The following is a 26,829-nucleotide window of genomic DNA, read 5'->3' as shown; positions in this document are numbered from 1 at the left end:
TGGCCTATACTCAAGCAGGATGTCACAATCACAACAGGGAAACGCTATGAAATATATACTGTTACTCGCTGCATTGATGTTTACTCACAGCGGTTTAGGTGCCCAAGCTAAGTTATTGGAGAGTTTATCCAAAGCACGCATTATTGAGCTCAATCATGTGTGGGATCATAACTCACCGCTTTTGAGTTTTAATCCTCCTTATGCGTTGGCGCTGATGGATAATCATCAAGATACCCAAGGGATGATCCCCGAGCTCTCTTTTGCCGCCGACATTATGTATTTTAGCGGCCAGCATGGCGCGCCCAACCTTGATGCCATTGGCCATATTGGCCACAACGGCCAGGCCTATGGTGGCATCAGCACCGATGCTATCGATGGCGCTCGGGGCCTTAAGGAACTTGGCATTGAGCAATATCCTCGCGAGCGCTTACTGAATCGTGCAGCGTTACTTGATGTGGCGCGTTTTAAAGGGGTGTCACACTTACCTGGCGGATATGAAATTACCGTACAGGATTTGCAGGATACAGCCAAAGCACAACAGGTTCGCATTAAAGCTGGGATGTCGGTGTTGATCCGCACCGGTTTTGGCCAGTTTTTTAATACTGACAATGCAACTTACCTCGGGCCTCGCCCTGGCCCAGGGCAGAGTGCGGCACAGTGGCTAGCAAAGCAACACGTATTCTTAGCAGGCTCTGATCAACTGAGTTTCGAGGTGGTGCCTGAGAGTGGAACGCGTTTTCCCGCACACCGCATTTTACTCGCACAACATGGTATTTATATTGTTGAAAACCTTAACTTAGAAGCGCTCAGCGAGGCGCTTGCAAAGGGCAAAAGCAATGAGTTTATGTTGGTGCTAAACCCGCCTCGTGTTCGTGGAGCTACGGGAATGGCGGTGAACGCTTTTGCTATTTTGCCTTAGGTAAACATATTTGCGCTAACGCCCCTCCTTGAGGGTGGTTGGTAAGTGTTAACTCACCGCCTTGCGCTCTAATTATCTCTCTACTCAATACTAATCCAATGCCAGTGCCTTGGGTTTTGGTGGAGTAAAATGGCACAAATAGGTTATCGGGATTATCTATGCCAGGGCCATTATCATACAGCTTGAGTTGCCACTGGTTGTGCTTACTAATCGCTAAGCGTATGCCTTCGGTGCCGCTAAGGGTATTGGCCTGCTCGGCATTACGCACCAAATTAAGCAACGCTTGCTCCAGTTGCTCTGGGTCGATTAATAAACGGCCGGTGTGGCTTTGGCAGTCAATGTCTATGTGCGGCAGCAGCACCTGTAAGCGGCTAACCAGCTCGGTGATTGGTATCGCTTGCAGTTGCGGTTGTGGCAGCTGCGATAGCTTTGAATAACTGGCAACAAAGTTGAGTAGATGTTGCGCGCGTTTTTCTATCACCTCAAGCATTTGCGCTTGCAATGAGTGCGCCTGTTGCTGCTCGCGCAGCGACTGGGTTAACGAATAAATTGGCGTCAGCGAGTTACGCACTTCATGATTCAGTACTTTGACCAGCTTTTGCCAGGCCTCTTTTTCGGTGCTTCTTAGGGGCTGTTCAATCGACACATAGACCAAAAGTTGATAATGACGAGCGCCTCGCTTTAGGCTATGACAGTCAATTTTGTAGCGTGTTTGATGCTGCCCTTGATGCAACTGCCATTGATGCTGATGACGATATAAGCCAAGCTCTTTGGTCGCTACACCTAGCAGTGAGTCTTGATGATAGTGAGCTAATGCCGCTGGGTTGGCATGATACACCTGAGCATGGCCATCAAGCACCACCACCGGCGAGTGCAGCTCGTTTACCAAGTCAAACACAAAGCTTTCGTGGTGCGCGTATTCTGCACGCTTATTACTAATGCGGGTAGCAATACGGCGCAAATCCTCTTTCAGAGCATAAATGCGCCCATGTCGATACCGGGCAAAATGCCACACTGTAAATTCCTCATTCGCGAGGCTGTCTAGCTGCACCGCGACGCTATCAAAAGCGTCAAACACGGTTTGGTACAAACTACAGAGTGCCCAAATACAGGGACCTAAAACCAACAATAGCAGCGTTACTTGGCTCAGTGTATCCAATTGCAGGTAAACACCTATGGCCAATAACAGCGCCAATAGGGTGCCTAGCGGGATGGCTGCAAGGATGATAAAGCGTCGCTCTAAAGAGCTTGAGCGCGCCATTATTGGTTGCCCAGCTGATATTTATCTAAGCGTCGGTACATGGCGGATTTGCTCAACCCTAAAAACTCACCGGCGGCGACTACATTACCGTCAAAATGAGCGATGGCATTGCTGATCATGCGTTTTTCCGCTTCCTCTAAGTTCATTAGCGGCAGGCTCGAATCAATATCTTGGTGAGGTTGCAAGGCGATATGCTCAGCGCTGAGGCTATCAGCGTCGCTCATGATCACACTGCGCTCCAACACATGTGAGAGCTCGCGCATGTTTCCTGGCCACTGATAGGCGCTAAGTTTGTCTAGGGCACAGCGGTTTAAGGTTTTTACAGGCAGCTGGTAACGCTGGCAGTGGATGCGAATAAAATGCTCGGCAAGGCTGGCGAGCTCGTCACTGCGTTGGCGCAGCGGCGGCAAAGTAAGGACCAAGGTATTGAGTCGGTACAGTAGGTCTTGGCGAAAATCACCGCCAGCAATGGCTGCTTGTAAATCTGCATTAGTGGCAGAGATCACCCGCGCATCGCTGTGCAAGGTGGTGGAGCTGCCAAGCACTTCGTATTCGCCACTTTCTAATACCCGTAATAACTTCGCTTGCAGCGCCAGGGGCAAGGTGCCTATTTCATCTAAAAACAAAGTGCCCGATTGCGCCAGGGTAAAGCGCCCGGTACGCGCTTCTTTGGCATCGGTGAACGCGCCTTTACTGTGGCCGAATAACTCACTTTCGAAGAGGTTCTCCGGGATAGCGGCCATATTGACGCTGACAAAGGGCGCATCAGCTTTATCGCTATGCTGGTGGATGAGCTTGGCCAGCATACTTTTACCGGTGCCATTCTCACCGGTAATGAGTACATTGGCGTTGGTTGCAGCAATACGCTTGGCGTTTTCAATCAAGGTTTGCGCCTTTTTTGAAAAGGCCAGAAAGCGGTCATTGGCCTCGCTATTGTCATGAGGCAAATGCTTGCGTACAGCATTGACTAAACGGCGGTTTTGCCAGGGTTTTTCAACAAAATCACAAGCCCCTAATTGCATTGCTTTGACGGCTAATTCGACATTGGCATAGGCGGTGATCACCACCACTGCGATGCGCCGAGAACATTGCCGTAAGCTATCGAGAAAGGCCAAGCCTTCTTTGCCAGAGGTGGTGTCCTTGGTGAAATTCATGTCCAGTAAGACTAAATCAACCTGATGGCGGTTAAGCTGGCTGAGCGCGGCTGTGGGAGAGTCAGCCTCTATGCAGTGGTGATTATCACTCTCAAGCGCAATGCGGGCGCTTAGGCGCACATCGCTCTGATCGTCAATTATAAGTATACGTGCCATGTACAGGGTATTCCTAATAACTAAGGGGCGCAGGGCCCCCTGATTCTTTATTGTTGTTTTAATGCCGCCATGGGCTTGTCGTGTATTAGTTGTCGCATGGGCCAGATGACCGAAGCCAGTGCGAAAACGATAATTGCAGCGCTGACGAAAAGCAACCACAGCGGATTGAGAGACAGCCACAGCATCACCGACTGTTGAAATAGGATGTAACCGCCCAAGGATACTCCCAGGGCCAATAAAAATGCAGCAACCAACGGCATAATAGTATCCTTAATAAGTTGACGATATAACAATTTACGTTTGGCACCTAAGGCCATGCGCATACCCAGTTCATAGCGACGTAATCTGAGGTTATAACTGAGCACCCCATAAATACCGATACCGGCGAGCAACAGGGTAAATATGCCCAGTGCAGTGCACAGCATCAAGGTCACTTTGTCTAAATGAGTGATGGCTGCGTATTGCTCCTCTAAAGACTTAAAAGTCCATATGCCGGCACGGTTACTGACCTGCTGCATGGCTTGAAATACTGTTTCTCTTTGCAGCTGCTGGCCGGGCTGCATCTCTATCATGATCGCAAAGCCATAAGGCTGAGCAGGCCACCATAAATGCCGTCCTAGGTCCTCATCATAGAACTTGGGGTGGTTAAAGTTTTCGGTGATGCCAACCACTTCTACTGGGTTGTCAGGGTCGAAGCTGTAAAACTTCTCGCCAATCAGTGAGCCTTCCGGCTTAAGCAAATCATTCACTGCCTTGGTGACCAAGAACTCATGCTTTTCGCCGCGAATAGCCGCCTCACTAAAATTACGGCCCTCGATAATTTTCAACCCGGTAAATTCGAAGTAATCTTGGCCAACCCAAGTTTGCGGGATGAAAATAGAGCCTTTGCCGGACATATCGGTAATGGTGCTGGCGCGTTTGCCTCTATCAACTGGGCTTTGCCCGTGTGCAACTGCTTTGACTCCGGGAATTTGCTCTGCGGCGTGAAGGAATTTTTGTAAATCATCGTAGCGTTTGCTGAGCTCATCCCGATTTTTTTCGATAAACACCATCACTTGGTAAATGTTATCAACTCGGCTACCCAGTGGCCGCTGCAATGTTTCCACACTTTTGTGCAGCACCATGGTCGCCGTTATCACTAAACTGGTGGCGAGGAACAGCTGAATAGCAATCATCCATTTTACGGTGCGCATGCTGACTTGGCTGACCGCCCCTTTACCAGAGGACTGTACCTGTGAGCGTAACTGCTTAAAGTTAATCAGGCGACTGGTGATCCAAGCAAAGAGCAAGGCCAATAAGATGCAGAGAATCAGTGCGCTGGAAACCACGGTAATATCAATGCCGACGGTGTGAACCAGTGGCAAATGCCCGCTGCTCACCCACTTAAAGAGCTTCACGCCCCAGGCGGCGATAAATAAGGCGATGGCTACGGCGGAGGCCATAAGCACGAAGGTTTCACTTAAAATACTGGCAAAGAGGGTTTTACGTTTAGCCCCTAACACCGCTTGCAATGCCAGTGTTTTATGTTTGGCTACGGCGCGGGCAATGAATAAATTGCTGACATTTAACAGCGCAATAAGCACTAACCCTGTGACTCCGGCAAGGAGCATAATCGCCAAATCGTCGTTGTCGCCCAACTCGGCTTGGCGAAAGGGAGTGACAATGGGTTTGAGGTCATCCAGTTCATCAAACTCCTCTTTCCACTGCGCTTTAATTTCCTGAATATTTTGGTAAAGCTCGGCTTCAGTTGAAGCTTTGGTGGCCCCAGGTTTAAGCACGCCCACTAGTTTCATACCCCGAAATAGGTTCCACCAAGCGCTTGGGTTGTCATCGTTAAAGTAGCGCGCATCGGCGCTAAACTTGAACCACAGCTGATTGTCACCCCGGTTGAACATATAGGGATCTTGGTAGTTTTTGGCAACCACACCGACAATGCGATAGTGCTTGTCTAGCTTCACCAAGGTTTGGCCAATCACATTGTCATCGCCGCCGTAATAACGTTGCCAAAAGTCATAAGAGATCAGCACTTCATCCAGCGGCTCCTGCACACGCTGTTGTCGGCTCATATGCTGTCCTAATGCTAAAGGCACACGAAACAGCTCAAAGTAGCCGTCACTGGCATAGGTGATGGCGATACGTGGCTCCCCTGGCAGGTTACTGATGACATCTTCACCGGAGTTCACTAAGGCCTGGCGGCTAAAGGAGGTTTGTGTTTCATACCAATGCAGCACCGATTGAAAACTTTGAAACCCCGGGCTGTTGTAATCCGGGTAGATATTGTCTTGCTCGACAATGACTAAACGTGATTCTTGTTCAACATTGAGGGGCGCCACAAAATAGCTACTGAATAAGCTCATCACCACGAAAAAACACGCCAGAGTGATGGCTAAGGTTGCGACTACCGCAGCAACAAAACCGGGCGTTTGGCGCAGCGACAGCAGAGCCATATGTAAATGCATGCGTAAGCGGGTCATCATACGGCCTCCAGCTCGGTATTGGCCTCACTGCTCAGGCCTGCATCACGATGCATCATTTCGCCATCGAGTAATTTGATTTGTTTTTTGGCGTAACCGGCATAGCGGGGGTCGTGGGTGACCATGCATATGGTGGTGCCTTGCTGGTTTAGCTCGCTCAACAAAGCCATTACCGCATCGCCATTTTTAGAATCGAGGTTGCCGGTTGGCTCATCGACCAGCAAGATACTGGGTGTGCCCGCCAGCGCCCGAGCGATGGCGACACGCTGCTGCTGACCACCACTGAGTTGGTTTGGGCGGTGCCCAGAGCGGTGGCTGATCTCCACTTGGGCGAGCGCGTGCTCCACACGTTGGCGTATTTCATCTTTACTTAAGGCCGGCTCGCGGTACTGCAAGGGTAAAGCCACATTGGCAAAGACACTCAGCTCATCAATAAGGTTAAACGATTGAAAAATGAACCCTATATGCAAGTTTCTTAGTTCGGCTTGGGTATCCATATCGAGGCTTTGGGTATCCACGCCCTCAATGTAATAGCGGCCAGCGCTAATATCATCGAGCAGCCCCATTAGACTCAATAGGGTGGATTTGCCACAGCCAGAAGGGCCACTGATGGCAACATAATCGCCTTTATAGATTTTGAGGTCGATATTGCGTAGCGCATGGGTTTCGACATCGTCGCTGGTGTATACCTTCGACACTTGTTGTAATTCAATGATTGGCTTGGTTTGCATAATGACATCCTGTTAATGGGAAACGGTTGTTAGTTTTTGTAAGTGCATGTATTCGCCCATATCCGAAATCACAACTTGAGTGCCAGCAGGCAACGCGCTGCGCAGCTCTATGCTGTCTCCTGCGAGTTTACCAAACTCCAGCTCGGCTTGGACTAATTGATTTGCGGCGGGGTCAACGATAAATAACGGACGCCTTTGCTCGGCATCGACATAACTGGGGCGGCGCAAGTGCCGAGCATGCTCTAAGGTATCGGTGATGATCTCGCCTTCGATGGTCAACGCTGGGCGGGCGTTGCTAGGTAAATCCGCTGCCAGCTCCAGCTCGATGGCAACGCGGCCGTCACGGACAATAGGGTCGATGCGGCTGACCTGTGCAGCTACTGTATCCGTAAAGGTATCGATGATCGCCTGCTGGCCGACCACGATCTGACTGGCATCGCGCTCGTTGACCAGCAAATCGGCTAGCAATTCATGTTCACTGCCAACCACGGCCAGCGGTGCGCCCACTTGAACCGATTGACCTTGTTCCACCTGCAGTTGTTGCAGCATGCCATTGATGCCGGCACGCACCTGCAATTTGTCGACATCGGCTTGGGCACTGGCAAAGGCTAAACTAAACTCCTCAACCAATTCACTCTCAACATCTAAGCGCTTTTGATGTAAAGCCTGCATCTGCTGCATTTGTTGTTCGCTCAACGCTACCCGCTCACTCAGCTGCGCAACGCGTAGCTGCGAGCGCTTATGATCAAGCATCGAGACGATGCCCTCGGCTATGAGTTGACCTTCAGCTTGGGCGCGCAACTTGGCTCCGGCGAGCTCGCTTTTTAGCAAGGTGAGGTTACCTTGGGCAGTAAGTTGCTCGCTTTGCTGGGCAAGCTTTAATGCCTCAAAGTTGGCTCGTTGTCGTGCTAAAGCAAGACGGGCTCGGTTTAATTGCTGCTCCAAGCTCGGGTTGCTAAGGCGTAAAATAACATCGTCTTTGGTGACGCGTGCGCCGGGGCGTAATACCACCTGCTCAACTTGGGCTTGGTGGTTGGCGGTTAAAAACCGTGTGTATTTAGAGCGCAATTCGCCATACCCCGATACCTGCGTATTGAGAGGGCCTTGCTGCACGGTGGCAAGCGTCAGGGCATTGAGATCAATACTTTGGCTGCGCCATGAAAAGCCGATACTCGCCGTTATGATGATCAGAACAGCCAAGGCTGTCCCATAGATTAAAGGCCGGCGCGAGGAGGTTTTGTTTTTCGCTAAGCTATGCTTGATGTCCATAGGTGACAACAGGTTAATGAATTCGATACCTAGCCTTTAGCGAAAGCTATGCCAGTTTTTAACACTATGAAATATATAAGTATTTTATATATGTGGCGCTGGTTTTTCCCGCCTGTGGGAGAGCGCAATAGTAAAAGTGGGAATAGAGTGACTCATCAAAGGGAGCGAGTGAGCGGCTTTAGCTTCGTGCAGCCGCTGCACCGTAATATACTGGTTATTCAGTTAGCTATGTCGATATATTAGGTTACAACCAAGGGCACCATGCTCATAATGGTCAGAACGCACAAGGTGGCGTAAAAGATTCGTGTACGCTTTACGGTCGTCAGTAGGGCCGCAGCCTTTTTACCGAGCCACACCCAACAAAGATTAGCGAACAGCCCGACGATGATAAATAGGGTGATAATACACGCGACTGACAGCCAATAGTGAGTGCTTTGGCTAAAGCCTGCAATGACGGTCATACTGGCAGTCCAGGACTTGATATTTACACATTGGAATAACGCCGCCTGGGTTACAGAAAATGGACTGCTATTGTTAGGTGTGTGGCCTATCTCTTGGTGACGCAGCATTGCCAAAGCCAGCCAGAGCATATACCCCAGCCCTAGATATTTTAGTGTGGCAGCCAGTATGGGGCTTGTTGTTAGGATGGAACTGAAACCGCTGGCGCATACTAGCAGCATGACACTCAGACCCAAGCGAATGCCTATTAAATGTGACACGGTTTTACGTATCCCAAACTGGGCGCCAGAGCCGGCGAGCAACAGGTTATTGGGTCCTGGCGTGATAGCAACAAAAAGCGTAAATAGGGCTAAAGAAAACATAACGGTTAAGGTCATAGCGGCTCCTGTATGGGTGAACGAGCCTATGCTAAGCAATTTTTTACGCAAAGAGAGAGCATTGATGCGTCACCATGACATTTAAACTATTCACTTTAACGCAGCCCTCACATATTCTTGTTAGTTAATAAAAGTGTCTGGGTAACATTGGAGGCAGGGTGCTCCCGCAATTGCATGGGCGCAAGGGCCCAAAATATAAAGCGTTGGCTGAAGCCTACGCGGATATGATTGATAACGGTGAAATCAAAGCGGGAACTAAGCTTCCCTCACAGCGTATCCTTTCTTACCAATTAGGGGTTACCGTAGGCACGGTCACGCGCGCTTATCAGGAGCTGTCTTTATTAGGCAAAACGTTGTCAGTCGTGGGCAGCGGTACTTATGTTAAGGAAGCACATAGTGCTGATAGCTATTACCATCCCCTTGATTCTCAGCAGGGCATTGATCTGTCGCTGTGCCGACCACTGATCGTCAGTCAACAGCAGCACCTACATAACGCTTTGCAGCAGATGCTGGGACAACCACAAGCACAATCAGCCATCTTGGATTATTTCAGTGCCGATGGTTTGTGCGGCCACAGTGATACCTTGCGACAGTGGCTTAATCAGCGTTGGCATAGCAAGTTGACGCCAGAGCGGGTGCAATGGACATATGGCGGCCAGCATGGTTTAAGCGTTATCCTCCAAGCTTTGACTCGCAGTGGCGATACGGTGCTCACTGAGGGGTTATGCTATGGAGAGTTTATTCATAGTTGTGCGCAACTAGAGCGCCGCCTTCAGCCCGTGGCGATAGACGAGCAGGGCTTGGTAGCAGAGGATTTATTACTGCAATGTCAGCGTCATCGGCCACGATTGCTATACCTTACTGCTAATGTTCAAAACCCAACGGCGGTGCAACTTAGTGCGCAACGTCGTCTGGAAATAATTGATATTTGCCGGCGCTTTGATGTATTGATCATTGAAGATGGCGTGATGTACTGCCCACCTGAACAGCGGCAGCTGCCGCTCGCTAGCATAGCGCCTGATATTACTGTTTATGTTGGCAGCTTCTCTAAATACTTTGCCGGTGGTGTTCGTGTCGGCTATTTAGTGTTGCCAGCTAATTTACGGGTGCCGCTATTAAAAGCACTTCGCTCCACGTGTATGCATGTCAGTCCGATACTTATCGATCTTATTTGCCGCTGGCTATGTAGCGGTGCCATGGAGGAAGTTGATAACCACATTGCGATGGAACTGCGGGCTCGCTACCGGATTCTAACGCAACATCTAGAGCGCCCTGCAGATCATGTTATCCAGGGCTTCAATTATTGGTTAACACTACCGCCACAGCATCAAGCCGAGCAGGTCACTAAACAATTATATGAGCTCGGAGTGAGGGTACGCTCGGGACAACAGTTTTGCGTTGGCGGTTATGGCCAGGCTAATGCTATTCGACTTTCGCTGACCGGGCCAAAAACCCGCGATGAGTTGCGTGCAGGGTTAGAAATCGTGCGCTCCTGTGTGTGTTAGCCGCACAATGAGAGTTCGGTAGATATGACGCGCGAAATCCGTATGCTTTAAGGTGGGAGTATGCTGAGAGCGATAAACTGTAAACCCCCTTTCCATTACCCAAGCGCGAAGCAGGGTTATCTATAGATTTTCAACATAGAAATGAAGAGGCTTTTTGGGCGATTTCAGCGCTGAGCGCTCTTGGTGCCTTCTAAATTGAAAGCCTTAGCGGGCAGTTGTGCTGTTTTAAAGAAGAAAAAGGAGCCAATGCTCCTTTTTTGTGTAATACCTAGTTTAATAACAGCTCATGCAACACTTTGAGCTCATTGGCATTTAATAAAGAGAGCCACAGCTCACTATTGAAGCTCAAGTTATACCATTTCTGGTTCCAACCGCCATGGCACCCGTAAGGAATCAGCTTGATGTTGGTGCGATCAAAGTCCAAGCACTTACTGGTTGAGGCGTTTTTAATAACCCAAGGGTTGGTTGCATTAAATAGCCACTGTTGGGCGGTATTGCTGGTTGAGCATGATGTTAGATTGACACCACTACCCACCTGCTCGGCGCATAGCCAAGGCGTAGCGATTGGATGCAGGCGACCTAAATCATTAAAGACCCATTGCGTGCGTTGGCCTTGATTATCGTCAGTGCGGGCAACTAACTGCACATTGCTTCCTGCGTTACCATCGTGACTAAAAAAGTAGTTATTACCATGTATCTCACTGCCTGATAATGTCAGGTCACTGCTATCGCTCAACCCTTCGGCTAACAAGTGCGTCAGCACGCGTTGCTTGAAGGTCGATGCGTCTAACCCTTGAGCTTGGGCATGGGCAATGAGCGCGCGCAGGCCTTGCACCGCTGCTTCCAAGTTATGAATACGTGTTAACTTGGCACGGCTAGACTCACTCAAATTAGGTAATAGCTCCGTTAGTTCATAGCTTGCCACTTTATAGGCAACACGGGCAGGTAAGAAGCTGGCATCCTCGCTTAGCGCCTGTAGCTCGGCCTCGATTTCTTCGAACTCGCGATCTTTCAATTGCTTAAAGCCGTGTTCTTGACCAACTTGGGCAACGACCGGTAATTCAGGAATAAGCCCGTTGAACTGAGTGCGGGTGAGTTCTACATCAGTGCCATCTCTGCGGCAAGTGAGCACCGCTTGGGTGGGCTTAAATTGCGCCTCTACATTAAAGTGCAATTGGTTGATGGAATTACTCGCATGGCGTGTTGCTGATACTTTGATCTGCCGCTGCTCACCGGCCGCATTACTGACACTCACCCAGCATTGATCGTCGCTAGCACTCAAATCGGGCGCTGGTAAATCGTATATATTACCGTAATTGCCATGAAACACTGGGTAGATGAGAGCGTTATTGCCATCGGGATCGTACCCCCCAAGAATCGTCGCCACCGGGACTCCTACTTTTACAGGCGCTGGATGTGAGGAAATGTGCTGTGTGTAAGCACCGCTGTCACTATCCCACTTTTTATAGCCAGACTCGTAGCTAGCATCCGGTACAGGGAAGCCAGCGACATTATTTTGAATAATACGAGCCGTAAATCCGGTGTAATAGGTATACACAGAGAAAGGCGAATTCTCCCACCCGCCAGACATGGCGTCTTTATGAAAGCCAAAGGTATTATCGCTATTAATAGCCGTGATATTGGCACGCATACGTTTGCGATGAGCTATCCATCCCCAGCCACTGTCACTGTGATGCACAGCCCAGCGTCCATCGGTGGTCAGTCCTTGCCCAGGGTAGTGGCCCAAGCCATAAGCGTGGCCCCATTCATGGCTGGCCTCATTGCCCCATGAGGAAACAAGAGTGCCAATTCCGTTACCGCCACTTAAGCCGTGTTTGATACGTCCGTTAGTGTATTGCCCCCATGCGTGATGATTGGTGATTTGCTTGAACACATGGCTGTAGCGTTGGTTCATGCTGTTGCTGGTATAGCCATAATCGGCCATATTTATGCCCACGCTGACTTGAGATTTTGCAACATCGCCACGCATATCACCGGAGTAAATGCCGCCCTCAACAGCACTCGACACATCACGCTCTTTGTCATAAATGGTCCCATCGCGAATGATCACTTTATCCAGTTCTTGGCCGTCGTAGCTAGCGAGCACGAGACTGGAGATAGGCAGCGTTTGAAAATAGTCGGTGGCAGCAGAAATAGGATCGCGCAGTGTCCAATGACCATTGCTTTCATCGTAGTATGTCAGCATCCCCAAGCGAATACTTTTAAATACCATGTGCGAAGCATCGGCGATATCAATACTGTCCGCGCTCAGAGTGCCTGAAGCTTGCCCGGAGGAGAACTCAATAGAGAGTCCATTTCTAACATGCTGCCAAGGTAAAATGGCCCACCAAGCATTAGTGGAATAGGCGACACCGTCACCGCCTTGAAAATCAGCGCGAGGCAAGGTGTTGGGGTGATTCAAATCAAGGTCTAAAACGGCTTGACCATCTAAGGCTATTTTGGCGCTGACACCGTCAATGTTTTCGCCATCATGTGGTAAAAAAAGTATCAACGCCTCACGCTGAGCAACCACACTCGGCATGTACCGAGACAGTGTTTCATCACTGCTGTTGCGCTGATAATTGTTGTTAGGTGCGACCGCATGTGACTGCACAAATTGAATTTCTGCTGCCAGCTCACCACTTAGATCATCCCGAAGCTGGCGAGGCTGGTAACTGTAATCGCGAGCATAGAAATCGATAACATCGCGGCTTAGGTAGGTATTGTGATCTTCAATTACTATCTCGCCGCTAAACAGCCATTGCTGCTCGTCAGAGGCCACTTTTATTTCGATGTTAAACACCCCAGGGTGGGTTGGTTTGCCCGTCACCGTGTGATGTTGGGGGTCATAGCTTAGCCAAGAGGGGATGTTTAGCACTTCATAGCTGTAGTCGCCACTGGGTAGTGCGTAGTTTACCTGTGCGTAATACGCCGCTGTCGTAATGCCCGAAGGTAAGTTTAAGGGCTTGTTGATTGTATCGGCTTTCGCTTTTACCTGCAGCTCACCGCGATACAGGTAAACTTTGCCATCGCCGGTGACGCGAATCGCAACAGGGCTATTGCCCGCACTTAATGGCACACCAGATAACACCTGCGTTTGCGCATTAAAATTAAGCCACCCCGGCGCTTGCTCAAGCTCATAGCTGTACTGCGCTGATGGCAGTTGAAAATCAACGGTATGACTGTAAGCCTGCCCTTCATCAGCCATGGGTAGAGCAAGCGGTTTGTTAAGCACTGTGGTTGTTCCAGAGACATCTATTTCACCGTATAGACGCCATGCCTGTAGGCCATTGCTGGCGTAGATAACCACATCTTGACTGCTACTATTGCTAACAACCCCGGACAGGCGCAACGAGGCGGGATCGAACGATGCCCAAGAAGGCAGTGTTTTTGCTGTATAAGTGTAATCACCCTCAGGCAAAGAAGCTGAAATGGTATGCTCATAATCTGCTCCCACCGAGGCAGAGGGCAGAGTCAGTGCCATCGACTGAGCTTCAGTCACTTGAATTACACCCTTGAACGAGAAGGTCTGTTCATTTTGATACGCATTAAGGGCAAATACAAAAACGCCCGCAGAGGTCGGCGTGCCGGACAAGCGCTGTTCTGAGGTGTTAAATTGCAACCATTGCGGCTTGCTCGTGACCTGGTAGTCATAGTTTCCTGCAGGTAACGCAAGATCCAAGAGGTGTGAGTAAGGTTCATTTTTGATGCCGTTAGCAAGGGTAATGATGGTGGCTGCGTTATCGCCATGAGGTTGAATCGGGATAACCCCTGAGAGACGCCAAATATGGGCGTGGTCGGTGGCATCGATAACAACGTTATACAGGCCTTCATTGCGCGGAACGCCTTTGAGAGTGTGTGTTTGCTCAGAAAAAGATAGCCAATTTGGTAGCGTCTCGGCACTAAATGTATAGTCGCTTTGGGGTAAATCAAAGGTCAGCTGTTGCTCATAAGTCGCGCCGATTAAACCACTGGCAAACGCCATTGGCTTAGCGATTAGAGTGCGTACTGGCAAGGTCGATTCAAACCGCCACGTAGCCTGAGTGCCCTCTGCGACAATCACGAATTGAGTTAGTTCGTTGCTAGTAGCCGTGCCACTGAGCGTAAGTTTTTGCGAATCGAAACTTAACCAGTCAGGCAATTGCTCTGCACTATAAGTGTATTGCCCCTCGGGTAAATCTAAAGTGAGCTGATAGGAATACGGCTCATTAGTCATGGCTCCTGCCAAATTCAAAGTCTCAGTGTTAACAGGCTGAGCAGCTTGCACTTGTAGATAACCACTGAAGCGCCAACGGTTGTCATCGGCACTCACATTTATCACTACCTGTTCTTTGCTAGCGGCTTGTGGCGTGCCCGAGAGCACCTTAGTGGCCTCGTTAAACGTGGCCCAGCTGGGCAGGGATTCCACTTCATATTGATACACAGCGCCAGGTAATTGGAAGGCGATTTTTTGCGTATATTGGACCCCGACTTGGGCGTCATTGAGGCGCAATGATTTTTCTATTACTGCCGTATTATTACCACCTTGCTCGGTATTTTCCTCTGGCGGAGGAGTTGGTTCTGCGCTGGGCTCACTATCGCCACTGCCACAGCCCGCAAGTGTTATTAAAGCAAGGACAAAGAATGTTGTTTTAATTGTTATGTTCACAACTTAATCCAATTCAAAGTTCCAAAAAAAGGAAATGTATTGAATAGAGTTATGACTCTATAGTCAAAAGGTTTTACCTTTTTTGCAATAAACCAATACTAAAGTATATGCTTAACAAGCAGTTATTTTACAACTACTTACTACTTTTTGGTTGAAAAAAGGGCAGCGCTGATTCGTTAACAAGTGGTGAGTTGCCGAGCGTTTTATAGTGAAGTGAGCGTGTATAGCTAACAAAGTGTTTACTTTGCCATTAAGGAAAGGTGCTGAATAAAGTAAGTGTCAAAGGCGGGCTGGGTTGCCCGCACTGGGCGTTATTTTAGTTTAAAAACACCTACAGCCACGCAGATAGCACCGCCGACCATGCCAATCCATGCCTCTATTGGGGTGTCGCCACTAAAAGTACGGGTTAGCTGAGCCTCTACTGCATCATAGACGTTATAACCCCAGGCAACTAAGGCAACACCGACCACGATTAAAATAATGCCAAGAATTTTGCCATTCATAAATGAACTCCATTGTTATTGATTATTGTTCATTGCAGCGAACAAGCATTCGCTCGCCTGATATTCAGTGTATGCAATGCAGATGAATGTGCAATGTATTTAATGTTTTAAATGAACCGTGCTATCTTTTTGTATCTTAACACTTTTCAATTCTTGCACCGCTCATGCCTGAGGGGGTGTTGTTTTTACGATAAGGGACCGTTATTTTCAGTATTAATTTAGACGCTTTGCAGGCCTTCACCCGAGGCTATTTAGCGATATTTTTCACTTGCGTGGCTGTGTTTTACACATTGCGCATCGTGCTTTCAAAGCGCAAACATGGCGAAGAGTTGATTTTTCCTGGGCAAGCCTATTGTGGCGACTGGTGGAATCACATGGCCTTTCGGGTGTTTCGGATCACTATTTGGTTAGTGTGCCTGATCCGCTGGCCTTGGCCGCAAGCGGATAGTTATCTTGGAATTTTGCAACCGCTATATCAAAACAGTACTGTTATTATTATCGGCACGGCATTGATGACAGGCGGTTTTATTAGTGCGGCGCTGATTAACCTAAACCTTAATCGTCACTGGCGCAGTGGTATTGACCGCCGAGGGCCGCAGCTGCTGCAAACCCAAGGGGTTTATAGCATCTCCCGTAACCCTATGTTTGTTGGGGTTGGCATAGCGCAGCTAGGCTTTTTTATGGCTTTGCCTTCGGCGTTCTCACTGTTGTGTCTTATTGTCGGTTGGCTCACTTTGTATCGACAAACCCAAGCTGAAGAGGCGCATTTATGTTCGGTATTCGGTGAGCGTTACCGAACTTATCAACGCCAAGTACGGCGCTGGATATAAAAAGAAAGCGGCTCAAGGCCGCTTTCTTTTTATAAGCGCTGATTAAGGGCAACTGATGGTTGCACCTTTATCGGTTTTTTTCTGCAGCCGAATATCGGCAACGCTGACTATCAACTTGCCTCGCGTCGTAAGCTCAAACGGCACTACTGTGTGGGCAAGTTTAAACCCTTGATTTGTAAAGCATTGGCTATCAATACTGAGTGCCTGCCACGTATTAGCGGGCAGGGTACGCAGTTGCTCACTGATATCTACTTCGCTGTGGCATGCGCCCGGTGTGTCGCCTTCGCTCTCACAATTCATGATCACCTTCACCGCAGCACTGGGTGCTTGTTCAACCATGACCTGCATGCTCAATACCGCCTCGCTGCCTAGCTTGGCTTGTAAGTCTTCGCGGAAGTAGCTTTCGCTGGCTAGGCGCATGCCCGCGCGAGCGCTGCCATCAAAGCTTAACTTGCGGGCATCTTCTTGTACTTGTTTATCAATAGTGCGATAGCTCAGTGCGCCCAAGGTGTGAGTATTGGCACTAACAGGGAGCACTTGTTCGCCAGAATAAAGCGCCATCTGCCACGGTTTTTGCACGGTACCAGTAAATAGGGCGACATCGTTCTGTTGTGCGCCCTCGGTGCTAACTTGCTCATTAAGCTCATCGCTTAAGACATTGTCATCGCCATAGCTGAGGCCAAAACCATAAGGTAGCAAGGGCTGATAATCGCTATCACCGCGATTAACAATCTGTGTGGGGGTTTTTGGCCAGGAGTAGCTTAACCGACCGCTAAAATCGTATTGCACTCGGTCTTGAGCATCGCGAAACAGCACATCGGCCACCGCTTGGCCCTCTGAGCCCGGCAACCAAGCCGCTACGAAAGCATCAGAGGCGTTGAGCTCGGGGTTGACCCACATAGGTCGGCCACTGATAAACACTGACACGACGGCAATACCTTGTTGTTTGAGGCGTTTAAGCAGCGCTAGATCGCGCTTATCGCCGCTCTGGTACTCCAGAGTTGCACGGTCGCCATGACCTTCGGCATAGGGATCTTCGCCAAACACCACAATGGCCACATCAGGCTTTTGTTGGTAGCTACCATCAACACTGAGCACGGCCTGCCCACCACCTTGTGTAACTTGAGCTTGGATTCCATCCCAAATAGACGAGCCGCCTGGAAAGTCTTTATTTTCGTTGTTTGTGCCCTGCCAAGTGATGGTCCACCCCCCAGACTGCTTACCGATATTGTCGGCAGCGTCGCCAGCAACGAGCACCCGCTGTTGCCTTTTTAACGGCAGCAACAGGCCTTTGTTCTTTAGTAACACCAGCGATTCCCGTACCGCTTGACGTGCTACCTCGCGGTGCGCTTGCTGGCCAATCAAATCGGTGTTATTGGCGTATTGGCGTTGAGCTGGGCTAGGCTTGGAAAATAATCCGGCCCGCAGCTTTACCCGAAGGATGCGACGCACCGCATCATCGATCCGGCTGGTGGCAATTTCGCCGCTTTTTACCTGCGCTAAGGTGTTGTTGTACAATGCTTTCCAATCACCGGGCACCATAAAGATATCCAGTCCGGCATTGATTGACTGAGCACAGCTATCGTTACTACAGCCCTTTACTTGGCCGTGACCATTCCAGTCTCCGACAACAAAGCCATCAAAGCCCATCTTTTCTTTTAGTACTTCAGTAAGCAGATACTTACTGCCATGGATTTTTTCGCCATGCCAACTATTAAAAGAGGCCATCACCGATTGCGCCCCGGCGTTTAAACCGCCAACATAGCCGCCAGCATGAATGTTAAAGAGCTGCTCTTCAGAGCTGATGTTATCACCCTGGTCGTCGCCGTTAACGGTGCCGCCATCGCCAACAAAGTGCTTTACTGTGCTGATCACTTGGCCTTCACCCAAAAAGCCCTCGCCCGGTTTGCCTTGTAAGCCAGTGACAATCGCATGGGCGTAGTCACGAATTATTTCTGGGTCTTCCGAGTAACCTTCATAGGTGCGGCCCCAGCGATCATCTCGCACTGCCGCTACCGTTGGCGCAAAGACCCAATCTATACCCGTTGCCAGCACCTCTTTGGCGGTGATACGGGCAATCTTTTCTATAAGTTCAGGGTTATTAGCGGCGCCAAGACCAATGTTATGCGGGAACAAGGTCGCACCAATCACATTATTGTGACCATGCACTGCATCGGTTCCCCACATCGTCGGTATGGTGCTGCCATCAAGCGAGTCATCGACAGAGGCTTGATACATTTTTTCAGCGAGCGCAACCCAATCACTGACCTTGGCGTGCTTGTCGTTATTGGGAAAGGCACCGCCTCCATTGAGGTAAGAGCCAAACCCGTAGCGACGCATGTCTTCAACGCTGATGTCGCGGATCTCTGGTTGGATCATCTGCGCGATTTTTTGTTCCAGCGTCATACCCGCCAAAATCTTTTCAACTTGCGCTTCCACATCGTGATGTTCAGCCACGGTGCTTTCGCTCTTCGGCCAGATAGCGTCGTTATTGATTGGTGTAGCGACTGAGCCACTGGTGTGTGGTTGCTCAGAGCAAGCACCGAGTACCAATGCCGCCACGCTGACGGCTAGATATTTTATTTTACCTGTCATTGTTATTTTCCTGATTCGATAACGGCGGGAGTCGCGCCCTTGAGACCATAGTAGGCAATGTACACATAACATAGTGCTGGCAACAGGAATGACCATTGTAGCCCAATCCCATCAGCAAGCATGCCTTGCAGCAACGGAATAATGGCGCCACCGACAATGGCCAAGCATAAAATGCCAGAGCCTTGCGCGGTATGCTTGCCCAAACCATTGAGGGCCAAACTAAAAATAGTGGGGAACATCACTGAATTGCATAAACCAACGGCAAGAATGGCCCACATTGCCAAGTAGCCGTCGAAAAACACTGAAATGAGTACCAAGGCAAAGGCACTGACGGCGTTAAAAGCAAGAACTGTGCGACCGGAGATTTTTTGCATCACTAAGGCGCCGATGAAGCGTCCTACCATGGCGCCGCCCCAATAATAGGCAATGTATTTCGCCGCTTGCGCCTCATGCATATTGGCGATGTTTTCCTGGTTAAAGAAGTTCACTAAGGTACTGCCAATAGCCACTTCAGCGCCGACATAAACAAAGATGCCAAGTGCGCCTAAGGTCAGGTTACGATGACGCCATGCTGACCCTGATACGGCACCGACTCCCACTGTTTGGCCGCTTAGCTTGGGCAGCGTCAATTTGGCAAAAATACCTGCTAGTAACAGCAGTGCGCCGGCGAGCATAAGATAAGGGACCTGCGTTGCTGAAGCGTCTCCTTTTATGACTTCAGCGCCTTCTGTAAAGATAAGGATTGAGCCAAAAAACGGCGCCACTGTGGTGCCCAATGAGTTGAACGCTTGGGTCATGGTCAGCCTTGCCGGCGCAGTCTCTTGCGGCCCTAGCGCGCTGACATAGGGGTTGGCCGCCACCTGTAACACCGTGACACCAGCAGCCAATACGAACAGCGCGATTAAAAATAGGGCATAAACGCCACTGCTTGCTGCCGGGTAAAACAACAAACAGCCAACGCAGGCAACAGCCAGACCTAAGACAATGCCTTTTTGATAGCCGATGCGCCCCACTAAGTTCCCGGCGGGAAGCGAGACGATAAAATAGGCGCTAAAAAAGCAAAACTGCACCAGCATCGCTTGGGTGTAATTCAGCTCGAATGCCCCTTTGAGGTAAGGGATCAAAATGTCGTTGAGGCAGGTAATGAACCCCCACATAAAAAACAGTGAGGTCAGTGCAACCAGCGCAAAACGGTAATTGCCGCCGCTGCTCGATGGCTGCGCCTGCGCAGATTCTTGCTGCATGGATAGGGCCACGGTGTTCTCCTATTGATCTTTTTAAAGAAAGCGCTTACATTTAATTATGAAAGCGCTTACATTTTTATTTGATAATTACAGAAAGCGCGCACGAATTCAAATAAAAACCCAAAAGGGTTGCAAACGGACTGAGTAACACAGATGCCTAAATTGACCTTGCCTACCGAATCCAAGATGTTGCAACGCGACTTTATTTACGGCGTCGCGACGTCCTCGTTTCAAATAGAGGGGGCAAGAGCAGCGCGCTTACCTTGTATTTGGGATACCTTTTGTCGTCAGCCGGGTGCCATCGTTGACGGCAGTCATGGCGATGTCGCCTGTGAACATATCGCCCGTTGGCAACAAGATGTCGAGCTCATAGCCAATCTAGGCGTCGATGCGTATCGGCTCTCAATTGCTTGGGGCAGAGTAATGGATGAGCACGGGCAGCCCAACCAAGAGGGGATCCGTTTTTATCAGAATTTAGTGGCGGCACTCACGGCGCAGGGCATCAAAGTCTTTGTCACCTTATACCACTGGGATCTGCCACAGTATTTAGAGGACCAAGGTGGGTGGCTCAACCGGCAAACGGCTTATGCCTTTGCTGAGTATGCCGATGTTATTTCTCAAGCGCTCGGTGAGCAGGTTTATTCTTACGCAACGTTAAATGAACCGTTTTGCTCTGCGTATCTTGGTTACGAGGTAGGCATTCATGCGCCTGGCAAAAAGGGTCAGTGCTATGGTCGCCAAGCAGCGCACCACCTACTGCTTGCACATGGCTTAGCCATGCAGGTACTTAGACGCACGGTCCCAAGCAGTGAGTGCGGTATTGTGCTGAACTTTTCTACTGCCTACGGCGCAAGTAGCAGCGCTGCCGATACACATGCGGCGCAATTGGCCGACCAATATCATAATTTATGGTACTTACAACCGCTGCTTGAAGGCCGTTATCCTGACGTACTGGCACTCTTGCCTGAAGATGTGCGCCCTGAAATTGGCGCCGATGACATGGCTATTATCAGCGCTAAAAACGATTTTATTGGTATCAACTATTACACTCGTGCGGTGTTTGCAAGTGATGGCAAAGGTTGGTTCGCTCAGTGTGAACCCACGAAAACGCCATTAACCGCCATGGGCTGGGAAGTGGTTCCAGAGGCATTTGAGAAATTACTGGTTGATTTACACCAACGTTTTTCATTGCCGCCACTGTATATTACCGAAAATGGTGCCGCCTTCGATGACCAGATAGTTGATGGCGCCATTTATGATAAGCCACGTATCGATTACTTTAATAGCCACCTTAACGCGGTACACAATGCCATTGAACAAGGTGTCAATATTCGTGGTTACTTTGCATGGTCGTTAATGGACAACTTTGAATGGGCGCTTGGTTACAGTAAACGCTTCGGTATTGTTCATGTGGATTATCACACGCAGCAACGCACCTTGAAACACAGTGCGCTGGCATATAAAGGCTTGCTTGAGAATAGACTCTAAGCGCGCTTTATATTAGCTTTAGGCCTCAAAGGACAATCTAAAAGAATAAACATGGCAACCATTTACGAAGTTTCAAAAGCAGCGGGCGTGTCTTTGGCCACCGTCTCCAGAGTGATGAACGGCAATGTCCGGGTCAGTGAACGCACCCGGGATAAAGTGCTTAAAGCCATGACCGAATTGGGCTACAAACCCAACGCCATTGCCCAGTCGCTGGCTTCTAATTGCAGCAACAGCGTTGGCTTATTGGTGTCAGCGCTGCATGGTTCGTTCTTCGGCGATATGATGAGTACAGTTGAAAATGTGTTGCGAAAAGCAGGCAAGCATGTGGTGATCACCGCCGGCCACAGTGATGAAGAAAAAGAAAAACAGGCCATTGAATTTTTACTCGACCGTCGCTGTGACGCCCTCATTTTACATGCCGAAGCGGTCAGTGATGAGTATTTGCTCGAGCTTGCCAAAGGGGATGCACAAATTATTCTTATTAACCGCAAAATTGATGCTATTAGCGAGCGTTGCTTTTACACCGACAATGAACTGGGCGGTTACCTGGCTACCAAAGCGGCATTGGATGCCGGACATAAGGATATTGCTTATATTAGCGGGCCATTATTCAAAGGCGATGCTAAAGAGCGCTTGGCGGGGCATCAGCGTGCTTTGGCTGAAGCCAATATTGCATTTAACGATGCGCTATTAGTTGAGGGCGGCTATCACGAAGCGGAGGGCGCACAAGGGCTGGAACAGCTCTACAGAGCAAAGCATAAATTCAGTGCATTGATTTGCGCCAATGATGAGATGGCCTCTGGGGCGATGACCGCAGCCCGTGAGCTTGGCATCGCGATCCCCGAGCAACTGTCGATTATTGGTTTCGATAACGTGTTGTTTGCCCGTTACTTGTATCCAAAATTAACCACCATAGACAACCCCATTCGGCTGATGGGTGAGGCGGCCGCGCACTGGGTCTTGGCACATGTGTACCAGCAGCGGGGGGTCGCCGAGCCTCGTAATCTGTTTGCGCCTTCTTTGGTTGCGCGCGACTCATTGGTGAGTGCACCATGATCAAAACCCTGCCTCCGGCGTTATTTTATACGCTTGTTGTTTCTTTGGGAGGCTTTATCTTCGGCTTCGATGCGTCGGTGATCTCCGGTGCGGTTGGCTTTATTGTTGACGATTTCCACTTAAGTAGTTGGGAGCAAGGGTTCGTCGTGAGCTCGCCAACGCTTGGCGGGCTATTAGCCACTTGCTTTGCCGGTGCCATTAGCGATGCCATCGGTCGGCGCAAAACCTTGATTGTAATTGCCGCATTGTATTTAGTGTCGGCGCTGGCTTCGGCCTTTGCACAAAGTTATTGGATGCTGATTGCGGCGCGCTTTATTGGCGGCATGGCATTTTGCTCATTGATGGTTGCGCCTATGTATATTGCTGAAATTAGCCTGCCCGAGCATCGCGGTAAGCTGGTGTCGATCAATCAATTGAATATCGTGTTGGGCTTTTCGGTTTCTTATTTTACCAATTACTATTTACTGAACTTAGCTCAATCCGAGGCTGGCTGGGCGCAAAGCCTGGCTATTAATGAGCATTTGTGGCGCTGGATGCTCGGGTTGGAAATCGCCCCAGCATTGTGTTGGTTGCTGTTGTTGTTCTTTATTCCTCGCAGCCCACGTTGGCTACTGATGCGTCAGCAGCATAAAGAGGCGCAAAGCGTTGCCGCTCGCCTGTTCAGTGGGCAACGTATTGATGAGCAACTACGCAGTATGCGAGCCTCATTGCAGCATAAAGTAGCGCCGCTATCGCAACGTATTCGTTTGTTAGCCGGGCGGCGAGTGCGTTTTGTGTTATTGATTGGCCTGCTGGTGGCTGTGGCTCAGCAGATCACCGGCATCAATGTTATTTTCTTTTATGCCCCCACTATTTTTGAGCAAAGTGGCGTCGGCACCAATGCGGCCTTTGCCCAAGCACTGTGGATAGGCTTAGTGAATGTTGTGTTTACGGTGGCCGCCATGCTGTGTATTGACCGTTTTGGCCGACGTCCTCTACTGCTTTTGGGGTTGGGCGGCATTATCGTCAGCATGGCCTTGTGTAGTTGGGGTTTCAAACAAGCCAGCTACCATATTGACGATACCAAGCTGCGCGCACTACAACAGCAACTACCGGCCACTGTGGTCAGTCAGTTAAGTCCTATGCGGGCTCATATTTACAGCGATGATGTTACCTTTAAAGCGGCATTGACTCAGCATTTAGGGGTCCAAGATGCGCGCAAACATGAAAGTGTGATCCTCAGTGAAGCGATCACCATGAATGCCACCTTAGTACTGTTGGGGATCACCCTCTTTGTGGCGTCATTTGCGTTATCTCTTGGGCCGGTGATGTGGGTGATGTTTGCGGAGATTTTCCCGAATACTGTGCGGGCGATTGCCATATCTGCGGTCACTGTAGTGAATAACGCAGTGAGTTTTGCGGTGCAGCTTGTGTTCCCCTGGGAGCTTAGCCAATTCGGGGCAGCGGCGACTTTTGCCATTTACGGTATTTTTGCATTGATTGCATTAGCGCTGGTATGGCGTTATCTACCAGAGACCAAGGGCAAGTCGTTAGAGCAGTTAGAGTTGAGCTTGCGCAGCTAAGTGTACGACGCCACCACCTACACCCATGCGGTAAAATTCAAAGCCGCGTTAGTGTAGAGCAATTTGGAATAAAACCCTTATCAAAATTATCGATTAACCTAATCTGTTTTTCTCGCTCCAATAGATTGGAAAACTGGTCTATATTTACTCTCGATTAACAACCCTCCCACTAGGAGCGAAGATTATGCGCAACAAAGCAATTCCTTTGGCGACTGCCATTGCCATGGCAGTGTCGTCAGTCGTATCGATGCAGACTTATGCCAGTGAGCCGAAATCAAACCAATTTTGGTGGCCTGAGCAGCTTGATTTAAGCCCCCTTCGGGCTCATGGCGTGGAGTCACACCCTTATGGTGAAGAATTTGACTACGCTAAGGGCTTTGAAAGCCTCGACCTTGACGCCGTTAAAGCCGACATTCGTGCGGTACTAACAGACTCGCAAGATTGGTGGCCAGCAGATTATGGTCACTATGGACCTTTTTTCATTCGTATGGCCTGGCACGCAGCTGGAACCTACCGTGTATTTGATGGTCGCGGTGGCGCAGGTGGCGGGCAGCAGCGCTTTGACCCACTTAACAGCTGGCCAGATAACGCCAACTTGGATAAAGCGCGTCGCTTATTGTGGCCGATTAAACAAAAATACGGTCGCAATATCTCTTGGGCTGATTTAATGGCCCTGACCGGAAATGTTGCCCTAGAAGATATGGGCTTTAAAACCTTTGGTTATGCCGGTGGTCGTGAAGATGACTGGGAGCCAGATTTGGTTTACTGGGGCCCAGAGGGCAAAATGCTGACCGACGAGCGCCGTGACAAAAAAGGTAAGCTCAAAGGCCCACTTGCTGCTGTTGAAATGGGGCTGATTTATGTGAACCCTGAAGGTCCGCATGGCAAACCCGATCCCTTGCTCGCAGCGCGCGACATTCGTATGTCCTTTGGTCGTATGGCGATGAACGATGAGGAAATTGTGGCGCTTATTGCCGGTGGTCACACCTTTGGTAAAGCTCACGGTGCGAAAAAACCTGATTGCGTGGGCGCAGAGCCAGCAGCGGCTGAGTTAGAAGACCAAGGTTTTGGTTGGAAAAACAAATGTGGCAAAGGCAACGCTGAAGACACTATCACCAGTGGCCTTGAGGGTGCGTGGACCGTGACCCCGACGCAGTGGAGCATGAACTACCTCGATAACTTATTTAATTTCGAGTGGAAGCAAACCAAGAGCCCGGCCGGTGCCACACAGTGGATCCCGACCAATGAGTCGGCGAAGAACTTAGTGCCAGATGCCCATGTTAAAGGTAAACGCCATGCGCCGATTATGTTTACTACCGACATCGCGCTGAAAAAAGACCCTGAGTTTCGCAAAATTGCTGAGCGTTTTCGCGCCAATCCAGATCAATACGAGCTGGCATTCGCAAAAGCTTGGTTTAAGCTAAATCACCGTGACTTAGGTCCGCGTGCTCGTTACCTCGGCGACGAAGTTCCTGAGGAAATCTTAATCTGGCAAGATTATATTCCAGAGGTTGACCATGAGCTGGTCACTGAGCAAGACATCAGTACACTTAAAGAACAAATCCTAGATTCAGGATTGACCGTGCCAGAGCTTGTTCGTGTGGCATGGGCATCAGCGTCTAGCTTCCGTGGCAGCGATATGCGCGGCGGAGCTAATGGTGCACGTCTACGTTTAGCGCCGCAGAAAGATTGGCCGGTGAACAACCCTGAAGAAGTGGCTAAAGTATTAAAGGTACTGGGCGACATTCAGCGAGACTTTAATCGCCAAGGCGGCGACAAACAGGTTTCATTAGCGGACCTTATCGTCTTAGGGGGCGCTGCGGCCATTGAAAAAGCAGCCAAAGACGCGGGCCATGACATTACGGTGCCGTTTAAACCAGGACGTATGGATGCTTCGCCAGAGTACACTGACGTTGAGTCGTTTGCGGTACTTGAGCCAACCGCTGATGCGTTTCGTAACTACTACGACAGTGGTTGGAAATCGCCTACCGGTATGCTGGTTGAGCGTGCCAATCTGTTGAACTTAAGTGTGCCGGAAATGACGGCGCTACTGGGCGGTATGCGTACCCTGGATGCCAACTATAAAGGCATGGATCATGGCGTGTTTACTGACCAACCAGGCACATTAAGCAATGACTTCTTTGTCAACTTGCTGGATATGTCAACGAAATGGAGCAAGTCAGATAAACAACAAGGTATCTACCAAGGCCACGACCGCCAAAGCGGCGAGTTAAAGTGGACGGCGACACCGGTTGATTTGATCTTCGGCTCTAACTCAGAGCTACGTGCCATCGCTGAAGTGTATGCGTCTAAAGATGCCGAGAAAAAGTTTGTTGAAGACTTTGTGGCCGCTTGGACCAAGGTGATGACAGCGGATCGCTTTGACCTAAAATAAAATTGTGATGTTACCCACCAAGGCCACTGTTGAGTGGCCTTTTTTATGGTCGCAGGAATTGCACTGCGAGACATTGACTTTGTTACAGCTGCTAACACCTCACAGCGCGGTGAACGCCGCAAAGCTAGCCTCATAGTAATTACACAATGGCATCATGACGACAGCGCACTGACCATGATGGCTACCTCACCCTAACCAAAGGA

General features: G+C 49.8%; 18 protein-coding genes. 8 read left to right on the top strand and 10 right to left on the bottom strand.

Annotated features, from left to right (window positions below):
- Positions 1-46 precede the first annotated feature (46 nt).
- Entirely contained in the window at positions 47-919 is an 873-nt protein-coding gene (locus MHM95_RS04230; protein WP_239384386.1) for a cyclase family protein, read from the top strand.
- Here MHM95_RS04230 and MHM95_RS04225 read toward each other — a convergent pair.
- From MHM95_RS04225 to MHM95_RS04200, 6 genes are all read right to left on the bottom strand, one after another.
- Positions 906-2,180 carry an ATP-binding protein gene (locus tag MHM95_RS04225; protein ID WP_239384385.1) on the bottom strand — a complete coding sequence of 425 codons (1,275 nt, stop codon included), beginning with the start codon at positions 2,178-2,180 and terminating at the stop codon, positions 906-908. The two genes, MHM95_RS04230 and MHM95_RS04225, sit on opposite strands and share 14 nt — an antisense overlap.
- The gene (locus tag MHM95_RS04220; RefSeq protein WP_239384383.1) at positions 2,180-3,490 is read right to left on the bottom strand and encodes a sigma-54 dependent transcriptional regulator; all 1,311 of its coding nucleotides are present in this window, start codon (positions 3,488-3,490) and stop codon (positions 2,180-2,182) included. The genes MHM95_RS04225 and MHM95_RS04220 overlap by 1 nt, the downstream gene beginning before the upstream one ends.
- 47 nt (positions 3,491-3,537) lie before the next feature.
- Positions 3,538-5,967, bottom strand: a complete 2,430-nt coding sequence (locus tag MHM95_RS04215; RefSeq protein WP_239384382.1) for an ABC transporter permease — start codon at positions 5,965-5,967, stop codon at positions 3,538-3,540.
- On the bottom strand, positions 5,964-6,695 hold the full coding sequence (locus MHM95_RS04210; RefSeq protein ID WP_235418428.1) for an ABC transporter ATP-binding protein: 732 nt from the start codon (positions 6,693-6,695) through the stop codon (positions 5,964-5,966). The genes MHM95_RS04215 and MHM95_RS04210 overlap by 4 nt, the downstream gene beginning before the upstream one ends.
- Before the next feature lie 12 nt (positions 6,696-6,707).
- On the bottom strand, positions 6,708-7,895 hold the full coding sequence (locus tag MHM95_RS04205; RefSeq protein WP_239384380.1) for an HlyD family efflux transporter periplasmic adaptor subunit: 1,188 nt from the start codon (positions 7,893-7,895) through the stop codon (positions 6,708-6,710).
- Between the two features lie 308 nt (positions 7,896-8,203).
- Entirely contained in the window at positions 8,204-8,800 is a 597-nt protein-coding gene (locus MHM95_RS04200; RefSeq protein WP_239384378.1) for a LysE family translocator, read from the bottom strand.
- 158 nt (positions 8,801-8,958) lie between these two features.
- On the opposite strand from MHM95_RS04200, the gene MHM95_RS04195 reads away from it, so the two are divergent.
- Positions 8,959-10,305 carry a PLP-dependent aminotransferase family protein gene (locus MHM95_RS04195; protein WP_239384377.1) on the top strand — a complete coding sequence of 449 codons (1,347 nt, stop codon included), beginning with the start codon at positions 8,959-8,961 and terminating at the stop codon, positions 10,303-10,305.
- 268 nt (positions 10,306-10,573) lie between these two features.
- Here the strand turns inward: MHM95_RS04195 and MHM95_RS04190 are convergent, their stop codons facing one another.
- The gene (locus tag MHM95_RS04190) at positions 10,574-14,953 is read right to left on the bottom strand and encodes a putative Ig domain-containing protein (RefSeq protein ID WP_239384375.1); all 4,380 of its coding nucleotides are present in this window, start codon (positions 14,951-14,953) and stop codon (positions 10,574-10,576) included.
- A gap of 311 nt (positions 14,954-15,264) precedes the next feature.
- Positions 15,265-15,456 carry a DUF3185 family protein gene (locus MHM95_RS04185; protein WP_022944803.1) on the bottom strand — a complete coding sequence of 64 codons (192 nt, stop codon included), beginning with the start codon at positions 15,454-15,456 and terminating at the stop codon, positions 15,265-15,267.
- A 278-nt stretch (positions 15,457-15,734) separates the two neighbouring features.
- On the opposite strand from MHM95_RS04185, the gene MHM95_RS04180 reads away from it, so the two are divergent.
- Complete coding sequence (locus MHM95_RS04180; protein ID WP_239384374.1) at positions 15,735-16,286, top strand: isoprenylcysteine carboxylmethyltransferase family protein; 552 nt, start codon at positions 15,735-15,737, stop codon at positions 16,284-16,286.
- A 42-nt stretch (positions 16,287-16,328) separates the two neighbouring features.
- On the opposite strand, the gene MHM95_RS04175 is transcribed toward MHM95_RS04180, so the two are convergent.
- Both MHM95_RS04175 and MHM95_RS04170 read right to left on the bottom strand, forming a co-directional pair.
- Positions 16,329-18,881: an exo 1,3/1,4-beta-D-glucan glucohydrolase gene (locus tag MHM95_RS04175; protein ID WP_239384372.1), complete on the bottom strand. Its 2,553-nt coding sequence runs from the start codon at positions 18,879-18,881 to the stop codon at positions 16,329-16,331.
- A gap of 2 nt (positions 18,882-18,883) precedes the next feature.
- Complete coding sequence (locus tag MHM95_RS04170) at positions 18,884-20,125, bottom strand: sugar MFS transporter (protein ID WP_239384919.1); 1,242 nt, start codon at positions 20,123-20,125, stop codon at positions 18,884-18,886.
- 153 nt (positions 20,126-20,278) lie between these two features.
- On the opposite strand from MHM95_RS04170, the gene MHM95_RS04165 reads away from it, so the two are divergent.
- The 5 genes from MHM95_RS04165 to MHM95_RS04145 all read left to right on the top strand — a co-directional run bounded on the left by MHM95_RS04165 (position 20,279) and on the right by MHM95_RS04145 (position 26,821).
- Positions 20,279-21,613 carry a GH1 family beta-glucosidase gene (locus MHM95_RS04165; RefSeq protein ID WP_239384370.1) on the top strand — a complete coding sequence of 445 codons (1,335 nt, stop codon included), beginning with the start codon at positions 20,279-20,281 and terminating at the stop codon, positions 21,611-21,613.
- Positions 21,614-21,664: 51 nt separating this feature from the next.
- Positions 21,665-22,669, top strand: a complete 1,005-nt coding sequence (locus tag MHM95_RS04160) for a LacI family DNA-binding transcriptional regulator (RefSeq protein WP_022944808.1) — start codon at positions 21,665-21,667, stop codon at positions 22,667-22,669.
- The gene (locus MHM95_RS04155) at positions 22,666-24,231 is read left to right on the top strand and encodes a sugar porter family MFS transporter (RefSeq protein ID WP_239384369.1); all 1,566 of its coding nucleotides are present in this window, start codon (positions 22,666-22,668) and stop codon (positions 24,229-24,231) included. Before MHM95_RS04160 ends, MHM95_RS04155 begins: the two co-directional genes overlap by 4 nt.
- 184 nt (positions 24,232-24,415) lie before the next feature.
- Positions 24,416-26,626, top strand: coding sequence for a catalase/peroxidase HPI (gene katG / locus MHM95_RS04150; protein ID WP_239384367.1), 2,211 nt, complete (start codon positions 24,416-24,418; stop codon positions 26,624-26,626).
- Between the two features lie 45 nt (positions 26,627-26,671).
- Positions 26,672-26,821 carry a hypothetical protein gene (locus MHM95_RS04145; protein WP_239384366.1) on the top strand — a complete coding sequence of 50 codons (150 nt, stop codon included), beginning with the start codon at positions 26,672-26,674 and terminating at the stop codon, positions 26,819-26,821.
- Positions 26,822-26,829 lie beyond the last annotated feature (8 nt).

Source organism: Pseudoalteromonas sp. CnMc7-15, from assembly GCF_022347925.1.
GTDB lineage: Bacteria > Pseudomonadota > Gammaproteobacteria > Enterobacterales > Alteromonadaceae > Pseudoalteromonas > Pseudoalteromonas ruthenica.
This window is presented reverse-complemented; position numbering and strand designations above follow the sequence as displayed.